The sequence below is a fragment of the Salinisphaera sp. Q1T1-3 genome (genome assembly GCF_003602005.1).
In the GTDB taxonomy this organism is placed as follows: domain Bacteria; phylum Pseudomonadota; class Gammaproteobacteria; order Nevskiales; family Salinisphaeraceae; genus Salinisphaera.
Genome location: NZ_QZWD01000014.1, coordinates 80,974 through 97,517 on the forward strand (window position 1 = coordinate 80,974; position 16,544 = coordinate 97,517).

The 16,544-nt window shown below is 67.2% G+C and carries 13 protein-coding genes; 3 read left to right on the top strand and 10 right to left on the bottom strand.

Features of this window, described 5'->3' with window-relative positions; genetic code table 11:
• Positions 1-76: 76 nt before the first annotated feature.
• From D3260_RS13250 to D3260_RS13265, 4 genes are all read right to left on the bottom strand, one after another.
• Complete coding sequence (locus tag D3260_RS13250) at positions 77-1,096, bottom strand: chlorophyllide a reductase iron protein subunit X (protein WP_120099082.1); 1,020 nt, start codon at positions 1,094-1,096, stop codon at positions 77-79.
• The gene (gene bchC, locus D3260_RS13255) at positions 1,093-2,046 is read right to left on the bottom strand and encodes a chlorophyll synthesis pathway protein BchC (RefSeq protein ID WP_120099083.1); all 954 of its coding nucleotides are present in this window, start codon (positions 2,044-2,046) and stop codon (positions 1,093-1,095) included. Before bchC ends, D3260_RS13250 begins: the two co-directional genes overlap by 4 nt.
• 95 nt (positions 2,047-2,141) lie before the next feature.
• On the bottom strand, positions 2,142-3,149 hold the full coding sequence (locus D3260_RS13260) for a methyltransferase (RefSeq protein WP_199671506.1): 1,008 nt from the start codon (positions 3,147-3,149) through the stop codon (positions 2,142-2,144).
• A gap of 173 nt (positions 3,150-3,322) precedes the next feature.
• On the bottom strand, positions 3,323-4,192 hold the full coding sequence (locus D3260_RS13265) for a polyprenyl synthetase family protein (RefSeq protein WP_120099084.1): 870 nt from the start codon (positions 4,190-4,192) through the stop codon (positions 3,323-3,325).
• Between the two features lie 451 nt (positions 4,193-4,643).
• Here D3260_RS13265 and crtD point away from each other — a divergent pair, with 451 nt between their 5' ends.
• Entirely contained in the window at positions 4,644-6,140 is a 1,497-nt protein-coding gene (crtD, locus tag D3260_RS13270) for a 1-hydroxycarotenoid 3,4-desaturase CrtD (protein WP_120099085.1), read from the top strand.
• Positions 6,141-7,094, top strand: coding sequence for a carotenoid 1,2-hydratase (locus D3260_RS13275; RefSeq protein WP_120099086.1), 954 nt, complete (start codon positions 6,141-6,143; stop codon positions 7,092-7,094).
• A gap of 434 nt (positions 7,095-7,528) precedes the next feature.
• On the opposite strand, the gene D3260_RS13280 is transcribed toward D3260_RS13275, so the two are convergent.
• From D3260_RS13280 to bchI, 6 genes are all read right to left on the bottom strand, one after another.
• Positions 7,529-7,765, bottom strand: coding sequence for a hypothetical protein (locus tag D3260_RS13280; RefSeq protein WP_120099087.1), 237 nt, complete (start codon positions 7,763-7,765; stop codon positions 7,529-7,531).
• 171 nt (positions 7,766-7,936) lie between these two features.
• Complete coding sequence (locus tag D3260_RS13285) at positions 7,937-9,028, bottom strand: phytoene/squalene synthase family protein (RefSeq protein ID WP_120099088.1); 1,092 nt, start codon at positions 9,026-9,028, stop codon at positions 7,937-7,939.
• Positions 9,029-9,228: 200 nt separating this feature from the next.
• Positions 9,229-10,713, bottom strand: a complete 1,485-nt coding sequence (locus tag D3260_RS13290; RefSeq protein ID WP_120099089.1) for a phytoene desaturase — start codon at positions 10,711-10,713, stop codon at positions 9,229-9,231.
• Complete coding sequence (gene bchO / locus D3260_RS13295; protein ID WP_120099090.1) at positions 10,710-11,615, bottom strand: alpha/beta fold hydrolase BchO; 906 nt, start codon at positions 11,613-11,615, stop codon at positions 10,710-10,712. Before bchO ends, D3260_RS13290 begins: the two co-directional genes overlap by 4 nt.
• The gene (locus D3260_RS13300) at positions 11,612-13,489 is read right to left on the bottom strand and encodes a VWA domain-containing protein (RefSeq protein ID WP_120099091.1); all 1,878 of its coding nucleotides are present in this window, start codon (positions 13,487-13,489) and stop codon (positions 11,612-11,614) included. Before D3260_RS13300 ends, bchO begins: the two co-directional genes overlap by 4 nt.
• A complete protein-coding gene (gene bchI / locus D3260_RS13305) occupies positions 13,489-14,517 on the bottom strand; it encodes a magnesium chelatase ATPase subunit I (protein ID WP_120099092.1) in 1,029 nt (342 codons plus the stop codon). Before bchI ends, D3260_RS13300 begins: the two co-directional genes overlap by 1 nt.
• A gap of 187 nt (positions 14,518-14,704) precedes the next feature.
• Between bchI and D3260_RS13310 the strand changes: the two genes are divergently transcribed.
• On the top strand, positions 14,705-16,273 hold the full coding sequence (locus D3260_RS13310) for a cytochrome c (RefSeq protein WP_158583537.1): 1,569 nt from the start codon (positions 14,705-14,707) through the stop codon (positions 16,271-16,273).
• The last annotated feature ends 271 nt before the right edge of the window (positions 16,274-16,544 follow it).

Genomic DNA, 16,544 nt, shown 5'->3' on the forward strand with positions numbered 1-16,544 from the left:
AGCGGCGTACGCGCGGCGTCGTCGTAGGCGACCTCGGCTGCCTGGCTTCGACGATTATCGGCGCTCATTCTGGGCCTCAGACCTCGTCGTAGACGACTTCGAGCGAGGGTTTGTCGACGACGTTGACGCCGCGCATGTCGGCTTCGGTCGCCGGCTCGAGCACCACGTTGCGACCGACTTCGTCCCCCTTGAACAGGCCGAGCAGCGCATCGTGCTCGAGCGGCGTCGGCAGCACCGGCGGTGCACTGGCCACATTGCGACCCAGTTCATCGAACATGTCGGCCCACTGGCCACCGGGATAGCCGATGATCTCGTAGTTCGCGCTCTTGGACCGGATGTCGTCGTTGGCGGGGATCGAGGACAACAGCGGGATGCCGACCTGCTCGGCGAAGGCCGCTGCCTCGCCGGTGCCCTCGTCCTTGTTGACCACCATGCCGGCCACGCCGACGTTGCCGCCGAGTTTGCGGAAATACTCCACCGCCGAACAGACGTTGTTCGCCACGTAGAGCGACTGCAGATCATTGGAGCCGACGACGATGACCTTCTGACACATGTCCCTTGCGATCGGCAGCCCGAAACCGCCGCAGACCACATCACCGAGGAAATCGAGCAGGACATAGTCGAAATCCCACTCGTGGAAGCCCAGCTTCTCGAGGGTTTCGAACCCGTGGATGATGCCGCGTCCGCCACAGCCGCGGCCCACATCCGGCCCGCCCAGCTCCATGGCATACACGCCGTCGCGCTTGAAACAGACATCACTGATGCTGATCTGCTCCCCCGCGGCCTTCTTGGCCGACGAGGTCGCGATGATGGGCGGACAGGCCCGACCGCCGAACAGCAGCGACGTGGTATCGGATTTCGGATCGCAGCCGATCAGCAGCACCTTCTTGCCCTGCTGGGCCATCATGTACGACAGATTGGCCAGCGTGAAACTCTTGCCGATCCCACCCTTGCCATAGATCGCGATGACCTGGGTTTCCTTGGTGGCGGGCTCGGTCGACGGGGCATCCGGCTCCACGCCAGCTTCATCGCGCAGCTGGCGCTTGAGCTGGTCGACGGAAAAAGCGGCACTTGCGGTCTGGTTGCGGGTGCTCATTGCACGGCTCTCCAGTCCAGGATCGTTTTGATGGATTCAGGGTCTTCGAAAGCGGCGCGATATGCCGTGGCGGCATCACCGGCACCGTGTCGATGCGAGATCAGGCCGTCGAGCGATAGAAGACCGCGCTCGACGAGTCGAAGCGTGCTTGCCATGTCACTCGGCTGCCATTCCGCGGCGATGCGGATACGCGCCTCGCGCATGAAGGCCGGCGCGAAAGCGAATCCGACACGTCCCGGGTAAAAACCGGCCAGCACGACTTCGCCTCCGTGGGCGAGTTTCGGCACGATCGAATCGACAACGGCGGCATCGCCGCTGGCATCGACAACGCAGACGTAGCCGGTCGTCTCGTCGTCGGCCGGGTCGCAGACCGTATAGCCTTCGTGGTCCGTGCGACGCCGCGTCTCGTGTTCCCACACGCGCGGGCCCGACCCGCCCAGCGCGAGACAGAGCCGCGCGACGAGACGCCCGACCACACCGTGGCCGACGATCAGATCCGGCAGCACCGGCGCGCTGTCGCTGCCCTGCGGGTGCAACGCATGATGGGCAGTCGCCGCCAGGGCAAGCAGCACACCGCGTTCGCCCAGATCGTCTCCGATGGGCGTGACGCGGGCGGCCGGCACGACCACCCGCGAGGCGGCCCCGCCGAACAGGCCGTGTGCGCCGACGAAGCCTCTCGACCCCGGCACGAACACCGTCCGGCCGATCCATTCGGCGGCACCAGCGCCGGCATCGGAGACGACGCCGACCGATTCGTAGCCCGGCACAAGCGGATAGGCCAGCCCGGGGAAGTGCGGCATGCGGCCGTCATAGAGCAGTCGTTCGGTCCCGGTGCTGATACCCGAAAACCGGATATCCACGACCAGATCCATGTCGCCGGGCGCATCGAGACCCAGCTCGCGCACGGCCAGCGTTTCGGGTCTGTCGATCACGACTGCGCGACTATTCACGTCCCTTTCCTCGCATGGGCCGGCGGCGGCGACACGGCTGAATGGTGGCTGTATAAAACTCCCTTGAGCTGAAACTACACCGGGCAGGACCCAAGTCAATAACCGTCCGTCGCTGCCGTGCGGTATGCCTCCAAAACCCCCGCCAGCAAAGGATTCGGCGGCCGCAGAACCCGGACCCCGGCAAAGCCCGCATGCCCCAGCAATCGGCCGAGTTCGGCGCGGTCGCGCGCCCGCCCCTGGCCCATCGCCCACAGGTAGAAACCGAAATAGGCCGCCCCGATCGCGGCCCCACCCGGCGTGTCGGCCATGGGCTCCGCGATGATCAGCCGGCCGCCGGGCCGAAGTGCGGCATGGGCTCGACGCAACAACGCGGCAACGGTTTCATCCTCGTGGTCGTGCAGGATCCGTACGAAGGTCACGAGATCCTGCGCCGTCGGCCAGGCCATGTCGTGCATATCGCCACCGAGACAGGCGATGCGCCCGGCCTGCGGCATCTGCGCGAGCCGCTGTTCGGCCTGTGCTGTCACCGAGGGCAGATCGAGCACCGTGGCCTGCAGCCGCGGCCAGCGCGCTGTCACGTGTTCGGCGAACACCCCGCTGCCGCCGCCAACGTCGAGCATCGCGCGCACCGCCGACAGATCGCAGCTGGCCAGGACCTGTTCCGCAATCATGGCCTGTGAGTCGGCCATGAGCTGTGTATAGGCGGCCGTTCTCTCGTGCTCCGGAGACGCCCCCGGGGTCTCGGCGTAGGCCCAGAAACGATTCAGGGCGCTTGGCGCATCCCGGTGCCGAAGCCGGGCCACGGGATCGGCAAGATCGGCATACAACGCCCGATGATGACGCACCATGGCGGCCACTGCCGGATTGCCGTGGGCCGCGGCACCCAGGCCGGCGAGCGCATAGCGCCCGTCGCCAAGCGCCTCGACCAGATCGAGACTGGCCGCCGCCGCAAGCAGACGCGCCATGGCATCAGGATCCAGATCATCGTGGGCTGCCAGGCCGGCGGCGGTGGCCGGGCCCTCGAAAAGACGGGCAAACAGATCGAGCTCGACACAGGCAACCAGGACCTGCGAATACACGAACCCGGCGCACAGATCGAACAATGCCCGGGTATTGCGGCGAGCGATCGGCCGCGTCAGCCATCGACGCGCCGCAGCACGCTGAAAGGTCGGGTCCGCGAGTCGCCGGTTGCGCCAGGCGAGCCAGGCGACACGCCACGCAATACGCCAGCGCTGCCAGAAACCCGGCCAGAAACCCGGCTTGTCCGTCGTCGGTTTCAGGCGGCGGGCTCGGCGGCAAGGCCGGGAAAGAAATGCGCGGATTCGTTGACGATGCGCCAGCGCAGCGTGGCCGCGCCCGGACACTCGGGCACGCTCGCGACCATCTCGGTCATCAGCGCATCGAAACGCGTCCGCGCGGCGGCGATGCCGTAAGTCCGCGCTGCACTCGGCCGGCCGAGCCGATCATCCTGCCCCCGCGGCTTGCCGAGCGCCTCGCTGTCCTGTGTGACATCGCGGATGTCGTCGACGATCTGATAGGCCTGCCCGATACGATCGCCGAGTTGATGCCAGGGGCGCGGATCGTGCCCGGCCGCCGCAGCGCCGAGCATGGTGGCCGCCCCGAACAGGGCCCCGGTCTTGGCGCGATGATAATCCTCGAGCGCGATCTCGCCTTCACATTCCATGGCTTGACCGGCCACGATGCCGTGCGGCATGCCGACCGCCTCGCTCAACAGCCCGACGAGCCCGGCCAGACGATCGGCCCGGTTCGCTGCGCCGGCCGCGAGTGTCTGAAACGCCGCGACGATGAGCGCATCGCCGGCAAGCACGGCCAACGGCTCGCCGAACGCCTGATGAATGGCCGCGTGGCCGCGTCGCGTCGCCGCATCATCAAAGCAGGGCAAGTCGTCGTGGACAAGCGAGGCACAGTGCAACAGTTCAATGGCTGCTGCGGCACCGTCGCTCACGGCCGGGCAATCCTCGCCGCAGGCACTGGCCACCGCCAGACATAGCCGCGGTCGCACGCGGGCGCCGCCGGAGAACACGGCGTGACGCGTGGCCGCCGCCAGACCCGAGGGGCAATCGGCATCTCGGCCGACGGCCATCGCCTGCGCCAGCGCTGCTTCGATTCGACTGTCACTGTCCATCTTGAGATGCCCCCTGTCGGCTGGTCGTCGCAGGCGCCGGGCCCGGTTTCGAGGTTAGGCGGCAGCCTCGTCGAGCGTCAACGCCGCCCGTCCGGGCTGTACGGCGCCCATCGGCCAAGGCAACCTAGCCGCCATGACGACGATCTGCCCGATGCGCGCCAGGGCCTGTTGATGTTTCGTGCGAGTCCGCGCCAAGTGCTGTTCTGCGGCAAGACGAGGCGTCGCACGCGCCGCGCAGTCATGCTGCGCCAGCGTGCTGGAACGCTGTATTGCCGTCGTGTTTTTGATTTCGGGGCACTTTTCCCGAAGGGTTGGGCCGCAAATCGCACCCTGCGGCGTTGCGAGTCTGGATCGTGGCACGCCACGATCGGCGACTCGCGCCTTGCCGGACACGATTTGCGGTCTCCAACGCGGCGCTCGAACGAAACATCAACAGTCCCTAGGCAAACCCATGCCCGATGATACCCCGGTCGTGGTCATCGGCGCCGGCATCGGCGGACTCGTGGCGGCCATCGAGCTGGCCGTGGCTGGTTATCCGGTCCGAATCTTCGAGGCGGCCGAGACCGTTGGCGGCAAGGCGCGCCTGCAGTACGTCGATGGCCACGCCGTCAACGCCGGGCCGACCGTGTTCACGCTGCCCGACATATTCGAGGACACGCTCGCCCGCGCCGGCACGTCTCTGGCCGACGAGATCGAACTGCGACAGGCCGAGGTCCTGGCGCGACACGCATGGGTCGACGGCAGCCGGCTCGATCTGTTCGCCGACACCGAACGATCGATCGAGGCGATCGCTGCCTTTGCCGGATCGGACGAGGCCGCGGGCTTTCGGCGTTTTCGTGCCGATGCCGAACGCGCCCGCGCCCTGCTCGAAGGCCCGTTCCTGCGGGCCGCCGAACCCTCGACGTGGCGCCTGGTTCGCAGCCACGGGCCGAGCGCCCTCGCCCAGCTCGCCCGCATCAATCCATACGCCAGTCTCTGGACCGCACTCGGGCGATATTTTCGCGATCCGCGCCTGCGCCAGCTGTTCGGCCGCTATGCGACCTACACCGGCGCCGATCCGTTCCGTGCCTCGGCCAGCCTGATGCTGATTGCGGATGTCGAACAGCGCGGCGTCTGGCAGGTCGATGGCGGCATGCACGCTCTGGCGGAAATGCTGGCCGACGTCGCGCGTCGATGGGGGGTGTCGATCGAATGCAACACGCCGGTCGCGACGATCGACTGCGACGACCACGATCGCGTGGTCGGTCTGCGCCTGGCCGATACGCGCCATGTCGCGACCCGTCGTGTGATCTCCAACGTCGACACGCACGCCCTGACCGAGGGACGATTCGGTGCGGCCGCACGGCGCAGCCTCGACAACCGGCGCCGGATGCCGGCCCTGTCCGGTGTGACCTGGTGCGTTGTCGCCCGTACCGACGGCTTTCCCCTCAGCCATCACAACGTGTTCTTCGGCAATGACTACGCTGCCGAATTCACCGATCTGTTCGATCGACGCCGCCTGCCAGCGGACCCGACGGTCTATGTCTGTGCCCAGGATCGTCCGGCGACGGAGCACGCCACCGCACCGCCGGACACCGAGCGACTGCTCTGTCTGGCCAATGCCCCGGGCACCGGTGCCGACGGCCTCGGGCCGACCGACGATGCACACGATGCCTTTCAGGAACGCGTGTTTGGCGTGCTGCGCCGCGCCGGACTGCGCATCACATCACGGGTAACGCCCGTAAGCACCGGACCGGGCGACTTCGCCCGTCGGTTTCCCGGCTCGCGCGGGGCCCTGTACGGCCCACCGGCCCATGGCGCCCGCGCGCCCTTTGCCCGGCCGACTGCGCGCAGCCGTCTGGCCGGGCTGTATCTGGCCGGCGGGGATGTACATCCCGGCGCCGGTCTGCCGATGGTCGCGCTTTCCGGCCAGAACGCCGCGCATGCATTGATGGCTGACGAGGGTTAGATGACGTTTCCGTATTTCGATCGCCCCGTTCCCCACGGCGGCTACAGCTGGTGGTATATCGATGCCGTGAGCGACGACGGCCGCCATGCGCTGACCGTCATCGTATTCATCGGAAGCGTCTTCTCCCCCTACTACTACAACGCTCGTCGTTTCAGGCGCACCGCCGCGGCGCTGGATCATTCGGCGTTCAACGTCGCGCTCTACGGCCCGAACCGGCGCTGGGCGATGACCGAACGTGATCGCAATGCGGTGACACCGCGCCCGGACAGTCTCGCCATCGGCCCCAGCCGGGTGCACTGGGACGGGCAGGCACTCACGCTCGACGTCGCCGAACGCGGCAGCCCGTTACCGCGACGCGTGAGCGGCCGCATCGTCGTTCGCCCCGATGCTCTCACCCCCGAGCCATTCGCGCTCGATGCCGAGGCACGCCATCTCTGGCATCCGCTCGCGCCGCAGGGCGATGTCACGGTCACGTTGCAAAACCCGGGGCTGCAATGGTCCGGTCGCGCCTATTGCGATCACAACCGCGGCACGCGACCGCTGGAAGCGGATTTCAATCGCTGGCAGTGGGCCCGCATGACGACCGGCAAGCGTCGCTCGCGCATCGACTACGACGTGGTCATGTGCGACGGCACGACGCGTGGCCTGGCGCTTGCCGTGGACGCGCACGGGCAGGTCCAGGGCGATGCCCCCCAGCCGGCCTGGCACGCGTTGCCGCCGACGCGCCTGTGGCGCGTACCACGCGCGATCCGCAGCGAGGCCGCGCCCAGCGTCACGCGGACGCTCGAGGACACCCCGTTCTATGCCCGCTCCGAGATCGTGACCGAGCGCGAAGGCGCGCCAGCACACGGCGTGCATGAGTCGTTGTCGCTCAGCCGTTTTTCGGCGCCCTGGGTTCGGACGCTGCTACGTTTTCGCATGCCGCGCGTGGCCGGCCGATCCGCCGATCGTTGACGCCAGTGGCCCGGCGCCACGGCCTCTCGCCGTGTCGTTCGAGCGCTTTGGTCATATGTCCGGCGAGGCGCGAATCGCCGGTTCTGGCCAGTCACGAGCCACGACTCGTGACGCCACCGCACGTCATTATCGGCTTGTCGTGCTCGGGTTTCGGCTCATCGAGACCAGCGCCTTCGAATCGGAAACACGACGGCCATTTTTTATTCCAGCACACGGGTACCGAGTGACCGCGTATGCGGGACCTGCCTTCGCACGGCCTTCGTTTGGCCGTCATCCGGCCGCACCGCCCATTTCGGCAAGCCTCTGGCGCCGGCTTGCACCCGCATCAACCGGCCGCAGGCGGATGTGAAACGGCACGGCGACCCTCTCGAATGAACCGCGGCGTCGATCAGCCGATGCACCGGGCGGCTGCCTCGGCCGGCCGATACGCTGCGTTACCGCCGACGCCGATCCATCACATGGCCTGCCAGTGCGATGCCGAGCGTCAGCGCCAGAAACGGCCATGGCCAGCCGCGCAATGCGCCCAGAAGTGCGGCGAGCAGCCCGGCCCCGGCGAGTAGATGCGCCCAGGGCACGGCTGCGCCCCGGGACCGAAACCAGAGCGCTTCGCCGGCAAGTACCACCAGGCCGACGACGGCGACTGCCCCGGAGCTAAAGAAGCCGGCGATCACGACCCTGCTCGCGGCAGGCGATACCGCCTCGGCCGAGGCCGTGTCGGCACGCCGGCGGCGCGGATTTACTTGTCTTTCTTCAGATTGCGCAGCTCGAGCACACTGCCGCCGATCAGCACGACCACGGCCAGAATGAATGCAGAAACGGCAATACCGGTTGCAGGCATGACACTACCTCTGTTGTGTGACGGTTGTGGAACGAGAGCTTTCATTCGACGTCGGCGCCGAGAGCCTGTCAAGGCGCTCCCGGGCCGCGAGCCGCCCGAACAGCTCGATGACCCAGCCCCATTGCTCGGCAAGTTGCCACCAACGCAGCGTTTGTGGTCTCGGCCGATCAGCCGTCGGCGACGAGCGGCAGGCCACATCGACGAGAAAGGCTGTCTCCGCGGCCGCCGGTGCCGCCGCGTCGCTGCGCGTTGGCCTTGCGGCCGGCCATAACGCACCGGCCAGCAGCACGAGCTTGCGTGAGCGAGGCACGACCGCACGGCGCGTGACGCTATCGTGATCGGCGGCCGCGATCACCGCGCCGATCTCGGCATAGATGTAAGCGGCTGCCCGAATACCGATTCGACATCGGCCCGGCAAGCGCGCGATACCCGGCATGGCGTGCGCATAGTGGCGATCGGCCTCGCGGAGCAGCCGCGCGGTGGCCGCGCGCTGCCACCGCGCGGGGCGCCCGCCGGGCGTGACATCGTCGCCGGCCGGCGGGTGCCAGTCGCGCGGCAGATAACAGCGTCCGAGTTCCGCGTCCTCGCCGACGTCCCGGGCGATGTTGGTCAACTGCATGGCCACGCCCAGCTCGGCCGCACGCGTGAGCGTATCGGCATCCCGCCGGCCCATGATGAGCGTCATGAGCACGCCGACCGTCCCGGCCACCCGGGCAGCATAGGCACGCAGCTCGGCCAACGTGCGATATTCGCGCCCGGCGACATCCCAGCCGAGACCTTCGAGCAACGCATCGAACACGGCACGCGGCAGATCGTGACGGCGCACGAGCGCAGCCGTTGCCCGATCCACGGGATCGTTAACGGGCCGGTCGGCATAGATCGCATCAAGCCGTTCTGCCAGGCGGTTGAGCGCGGCACCGGGATCGGTACTGCGATCGATGGCATCGTCGGCCACCCGACAAAAGGCATAGAGCGCCGTGGCGTCATCCCGAACGCCGCTCGGCAGCCCGCGCGCGGCCAGATCGAAGCTACGAGACCCCTCGGCCAGCAATCGCCGACAGGCCGCAAGATCCGAGGATGGGCTGGTGTCACTCATATACGCATCCCGACAATTCCCACCGGGCCCGACCGACGCCGCAACGTCCGGCGCGTATATGACCCGGCATGTCGTCATCCTCGCACGCGGTAACGGCCTGCGGCGAGACAACCCCGCCGGCCACCTCGCGATGACGCGCCGCCCGGCGCCGGCCGGCGATCGAGCGGGGACATCGGCGCTCGCCCCGTTCGCCCGCGGCTTCAACCGAAGGTATCGGCATCGGGCACCACCTCGTCGAGCACGCGCGCCGACGACAGAACGCCGGGCACACCGGCCCCCGGATGGGTCCCTGCGCCAACGAGATACAGGCCCGGCACCTCCGAACTGACGTTGTGCGGTCGAAACCAGGCACTCTGCGTCAACACTGGCGCGAGGCCGAATGCCGCGCCGCGATAGCTGCCCAACCGATCCTGAAACTCCTGTGGTGTCATCACGCGCGAGCTGATCACATGCGCGCCCAGATTCGGCAGCACGGTCCGCGACAGCTCGGCCTCGATGGCCGCGCGATAGCGCTCTGCCCGGACGGACCAGTCGATATCGGCCGACAGATCCGGCACCGGCGACAGGACATAGAACGCATCGCAGCCCGACGGTGCAAGCGACGGATCGGTGGCCGTCGGGCGGTGCAGATACAGACTGAAGTCCTCGGCCAGTCGATGACCGTTAAAGATATCGTCGAGCAACCCGCGATAGCGCGGACCCAGCAATATGCTGTGATGCGGCACATCCGGATATTGCCGGTCGGTTCCGAAATACCAGACGAACAGACTCATCGAGTACCGTGATCGCGCCAACCGGCGATCCGTCCAGTAACGTCGATGATGATCCCCCAGCAGATGGGCGTAGGTACTGGCCGAATCCGCGTTGGAAACCACGATATCGGCGGCCAGCCGTTCGCCGTCGGCCAGGCGCACGCCGGCGACCCGTCCGTCGCGACGTTCGATCTCGGCGACTGGCGCATGACACCGCACGCGATTGCCCTGGCCGGCGATCAGATCGCACAGACCATCGACCAGTCGATTGGTACCGCCCATCGCGAAGTGCACGCCCCATCGTCGCTCCAGAAACGCGATTAGCGCATAGACCGACGTCGTACTGAACGGATTGCCGCCCACCAGCAGCGGATGAAAGCTCAGCGCGATACGCAGTCGTTCATCGCGGACATAGGACGCCACCAGCGAATAGACACTGCGATAGCTTTTCAGACGCACGAGCGCCGGGGCGACGCCAAGCATGCGTCGCCAGTCGGCGAACGACACATGTCCGAGCTGTTCGAACCCGACTTCGAATATACGTTGCGACATGGCGACGAAACGCTCGTAACCGGCGACGTCATCCGGGGCCAGACGCGCGATCTCGGCCCGCATCGTTGCGGCATCGCCGGTGTAATCCATGGTTTCGCCGTCGGCAAAGCGAATACGATAGAACGGGTCGATCGCCCGCAGATCGATTTCGGCATGGAAATCCCGCCCACACAAAGCCCAGAGCTGTTCAAAGAGAAACGGCGCCGTGATGATGGTCGGCCCGGCATCGAAGACGAAACCGTCCTGACGATGCACATAGGCGCGCCCGCCCGGCGCATCGAGTTTCTCGAGCACGGTCACGTCGTAGCCACGCGCGCCGAGCCGCACGGCGGCCGCGAGCCCGCCGAAGCCGGCGCCGATGACGATCGCGCGCGCGCTCACGGCCCCGCCACCTCGGGATCGCCCGTGATACGCGCCCGGAGAAAGGCGTTGGTACGGCCCGGGTCTTCTTCGTGGGCCAGATGGCCAAGCGCGGCAAGGTGCACGATCTCGGCCGTCAACAGGCGTGCGGCAAGCGGCGCGGCCTGGTCCGGTGAAACCGCCCGGTCGTTGTCGGCGACAACCAAGGTGAGCGGCACTTCGAGCGTGGCGATCTCGGCATCAAGCGCATCCAGATCCCAGCGCGCCATCATCCCGAGGGCTGAACCGGCATGCCCAGAACAGGCGAACAGGCGCGCATAAAGCGCGATGCCCTCGGCATCGAGTCGCGAGCCGGTGCCTTCGATCAATCGCTCGACCCGCGCATGGCGTCCCGCACCGAACGCGAACAGCCGCGGCACGAGCGGATTGAGGAACAGTGCCCGCGCAATACCGGGAAACATCCGTTGGGCGGTTCCACGAAACGGATAGATTGCCCCGTTGAGGCTGATGATCTCTCGGGGCGCGATATGGCCATCCAGCGCCATGCGCACGAGAATGGCCGCGCCGGCCGAGTGGCCGATCACGATATCCGGCACCACGGCCATCGTCTGGAGCAGCGCAGCAAGTCGTCGTGCCATGCCGGGCAACGACAACCCGTTGGGCGGCGGGCGCTCGGTGAAACCATGCCCCGGCAGATCGACTGCGACGACATCGGCCACCGCAGAAAGCGCCGGGGCCGTATCGCGCCAGGAATGCGTCGAGGCCCCCGTGCCGTGCACGAGCAGCACACAGGGCGCATCCGCTCGCCCCGAAGCGAATGTCTGCACGTGCCAGCGTAGATGCCCGGTGCTCACGAAACGACTGCATTCGGCGTTCGGCCAGTCGCGGCGATCGCGTGTCCAGTCGAGGCCGCGCGGGTTCATGCGCCGGCCTGCGTGCGTACGGCGTCCGAGAGCCGCGTGGCGTCTGCCAGCGGCAACGGCAGGTAACGCGCGCCAAGCTGCTCGGCCAATCGCTCGGCCGCCGGACGCGGTCGCGGCGAGGTATCGACCAGCAAGGCGGCATGACCGGCAGCACGAAAGGCACGTGCCGCGGCCTCGGTATCACGCTCGGCTGCGGCACGGCCGGGCCTGCCGTCACGTGCGATATTGCCGCGCCCATCGGTGAGAATCACCACACGCGGGCTCAAACCGTCTCGGCTTGCCAGCCCGGCCTGGTGCAGTGCGGCATCGAGGCCGCAGGCCAACGGCGTCGGCCCGCCGCCCGGCAGCCCCGCCAGCGCGCGACGTGCCCGCGTCAGCGAACGCGTCGGCGGCAACAACGTATCGGCAGTCGTGCCGCGAAACGCGATCAGGCCGACCCGGTCGCGTCGCACGTAGCAATCCACGAGTAGCAGTTCGATGGCGCCCTTGGTCTCGGCCAGACGGTGCAGCGCCGAGGAGCCCGAGGCATCGACCACGAAGAGCGTGGCGGTTTCCTGGACCTGGGCATGGCGGCGCACGCGGAAGTCGTCGGCACGCACACGCAGACGCGGCGAGGCTTGCGTGCGTCCGCGCACGGTCTGCCAGGGGGCAGCCGCGCGCAGCGTCGCCATGACGTCCAGCCGGTGCCGATCATCCGGCAGCCCGGCGCGTGTACCGACCGGCCGGCCGCGCGTTCCCGATGCCCGGGCGATAACGCCGCGCCGACCGGCCCGCGCGTTCGGCGCCGCGCCCGGCGTCTGGCCGGTACCGGCCTCGGCCAGCATGTCATCGTTGATGCGAGCGCCGGCCGCCTCGAGCATCAGCTCGCTGTAGTTGCCTGCGGGTGTGGCCTCCGATGCCTCGTCGTTCGGAGCATCGGCATTCGAAGCCCGCTTGCTCGCCGAGTCACTGGGTTGGGTCTCGCCCGGCGTGGCGTTGGCCGTTTCCGGTGGCGTCGCGGCCTCGCCAGTATTCGACTCGGACTCGGTCGGTGCCGAGTCTGCCGGCCTGGCCTGTGTATCGTCATCCGATGCCTCGTCGGGCTCGTCGGGCTCGTCGGTCGTGGACGACGGCGGCGTCGGATACTGGCGTGCACGCGGACCGAGTACAAGACGTGCAGCCACTGCGACATCCGCCTCGCCCACCTGCGCGCGGTCATCGAGCGCTGCCGCCGCCCGGGCCGTCACGAGCGCGGCCAGCGGCGCCCGAAGCGAGACGATACCCAGCGCCGCCGCTGTCTCGCAGATGGCATCGAGATAGGCATCGTCGATCGTCACGGCGGGAAATCGACGACGCGCTGCGATGATTTCAGCCGGCGTCACGGGCCATTCGGCCGTCCGTTCGGCGCTCGGTTGTTCTTCCAGATCCACCCGCAGCGCGAGCCGTTCGACCAGACCGTCCGGCGCGCGCTCGTCGGGGTTGTCGCCTTCGTCGAGGGCGAGTACGGCAAATGACGTGTCGCACACCGGCCGATCCATCGTCGCCGCGATCCGGGCGGCAAACGCATCGTCGCAGCGTTCCGCGCCGGCGATCACCAGCAGACCACCCGCGACACGCGCCAGCACACCGCTTGCCACGATCGCCCGGCCCGCGGCAAGGCTGGCCGCGATGTCGAGCCCGCCGAACAGGACGCCGTCGTCCGCATCGGCGGCGACCCGCTGTTCGGTGATCTTGCCCATCAGCCGGCGAAACCCGGCTCGCCAGGCATCACGCGTGGGGCCATGGCGGGCTCGCAGGTGGATGCCGCCCAGCGCGCGCGGCGCCACGGCACACAGCGCGGCCGCGAGACAGGCATCGCCCCACGCCAGCCCCCCACCCGATCGTTGTTCTGCCATCAGCCGTCGAACTGCTCTGCCAGTGCCCGCTCGATGCGCGCGGCCGAGCCCGACTCATCCAGCGGATCGCGGCGCAGACGATGGGCCAGGGCCGCGGGCGCGACGGCACGCAGATGGGCGGTGGTGATCGTCTCGTCGCCGGCCAGCGCCGCACTGGCGCGCGCTGCCCGGATGAGCGTCAGCTCACCGCGCAACCCGTCGGTGCCCAGTCGCAGACAAAGCGCCGATGCGGCCTCGAGCAGGGCATCGGTGGTCTCGAGCGACGGCAGCCGTTGTCGGGCATCACGGATCCGTTTTCGAACCGCCCCGTCCTTGCGCTTGTAGCGCGCCACGAAGGCCGCGGGATCACGCCGATAGGCATCCGCTCGACGCACCGCCTCGACGCGATCGGACAACACCGATGGGGTTGTGATATCCACGGCAAGGCCGAAACGATCGAGCAACTGCGGGCGCAGCTCGCCTTCTTCCGGATTGCCGCTGCCCACCAGGACGAAATCCGCCGGGTGCCGTACCGACAGCCCCTCACGCTCGACGATATTCTCGCCGCTCGCTGCCACGTCGAGGAGCAGGTCGACCAGATGATCCTCCAGCAGATTGATCTCGTCGACGTAGAGATAACCGCGATGCGCGCGCGCCAGTAGGCCCGGTTCGAAGACCTTCTCACCGGAGGACAGGGCCCGCTCCAGATCGAGTGCCCCGACGATGCGGTCCTCGCTGGCGCCGAGCGGCAGGTCGACGACCGGCACCGGTTGCTGGCGCGTCGCCCGACGCCCGGCCGCCTCGTCCGCCCGACAGGTTTCGCATAACACGGTCGCGTCGGCTGCCGGATCACAGCCGTAGACACATTTCGAAATCACGCGTAGCGGCGGCAATACGCCGGGCAGTGCCCGTACGGCTGTCGATTTGCCGGTCCCGCGATCGCCGCGCACGAGCACACCGCCGACGCTCGGGTCGACCGCCGTGATCTCGAGGGCATGTTTCATGGCCTGCTGGCCAACGATGGCGGAAAACGGGAACGCCCGACTCATCTATTCCCCTGTTTGCTGCGTACGAGTTCGACCAAGGACAACCGAATGCATCTGTCGTCTCGCACCTCGGCCTCAAACTACCACGAGCGAGGCCGTGGCCGGAGACACCGGCGAGCGCCCGACGAACGGCATTGACGCACACTTGTACATCACAGAAATTCGTCGAAGGGAAATTGCGGGGGTAACCGTGGCAAAGACGACAATCCGGATCTGGTCGATCACCACGATGCTGGTGACGCTGATCACGACCGGCGTCGCTTTCGCCGGGGAAGCGCCGTTGCATGTTGAAGGCGGGCCACAGGTACAGCGTGGCGCCAACCTGGCCCGCATTGCCGACTGCATGGGTTGTCACACCTACAAGGAAGACAAGCCCTATGCCGGCAACAAGCCGATGGAAAGTCCCTTCGGCGTCTTCTATACCAGCAATCTGACCCAGGACGATGAAACCGGCCTCGGCACCTGGACCTACGAAGACTTCAAGCGGGCCCTGCACCACGGCAAACGCAAGAGCGGCAATTACATCTATCCCGCCATGCCGTTCGTCAGCTACACCAAGATCAGCGACGATGACGTCAAGGCACTGTGGGCCTACTTCAAGACGATCAAGCCGATCCATAACAAGGTTCGGGATCCGAAGCTGATCGTCCTGAGCGACCATTTCAGCAGCATGGCTCGTCTGGCCCTGCTCGGATGGCGCATTCCATTCTTCGATGCCGGCCGGTTCAAGCCGGACCCCAACCGCAGCGCGGAATACAACAAGGGCGCCTATTACGTGCATGCGCTCGGGCACTGCAGCTCCTGCCACACGCCGCGCAATATCGCCTTCGCCCAGAAGAAGGATCAGTTTCTCGACGGGTTCACGCTCAACGGCTGGTACGCCCCGCGTCTCAGCCCGGGCCCGGATTCGGCGATCAAGGATCTCAGCGTCGACCAGCTCACCGATCTGCTGAAGAACGGCGACCTGAAGACCAAGACCGCGCTCGTCGGGCCGATGAACGAAGTCTGGCACGATAGCCTACGTCACATGCAGCGCGCCGATCTGCACGCGATCGCGTTCTATCTCAAGAATATGCCGCCCAACGAACATCCGAAACCGGTCCCCAAACCGATTCCGATCGAGCCGGAACAGGCCAAACTGGGCCAGGACGTCTATGCCAAGCATTGCGCGACCTGCCACGGCGATGACGGACAGGGCACCTACGGGGTCGCCCCGGCGCTGGACCGCAACAATCTCGTGATCGGCGACGACGCCAACAGCGTGGTCATGGCGATTCTCGTCGGCTTTGCGCCGGAAAACGTCTGGGGCGCGATGCCCTCGTTCGCCCGACAGCTGGACGACAAGCAGATTGCCGCGGTCGCCAACTATGTCCGCACCGCATGGCACAACGATGTCCGCTCCGATGCGACCACGGACATGGTGGCGTCAAGTCGATCGCACGCCAAGTCATCACTGCCACCCGGCGGGGTTCGACCGGCAGCACACTGCCCATCGCTGCCGGCCGAACAGATCCGGCCCGCGCTGGCGTTCAAGGACGACGCACTGCTGAACTCTTTCGACAACCCGGGCCAGATCCAGCAATTCGCCACGCGCTACAAGGCCGCCCGTGGCAATGCATCGAACGGCGACACCATCAAGGCACTCACCGCCGTCTACTGTCGGGCGCTGGCCAAGAAGAAGCCGGACGAATCGATGGACACGCGCGATAATCACGTTTTCGAGTATTCCCAGAAGATCGCCGAGGCGCTCGGGGAATAGAGTCGACGGCAGACGGGGCCGGCAAACGATCGCCGGCCCGTTCGGCCGCGACTCCAAAGCTAGATCTGTCGAAGAAACGTACCGCGGCCCGATGTGGAGACACTGGGTCGCTTGATCCGTCACATCGGGTTCGGCCTCACAAACAAGCCCGGCCGAAGCCGGGCTTTGTCATATCGGGTTCGCGCTGCGCGATCAGCCGCCCGCGCGCTGGGCCTTGTGCTCGCGCCGACGGGCATGCAGCACCGGCTCGGTGTAGCCCGACGGCTGTTCG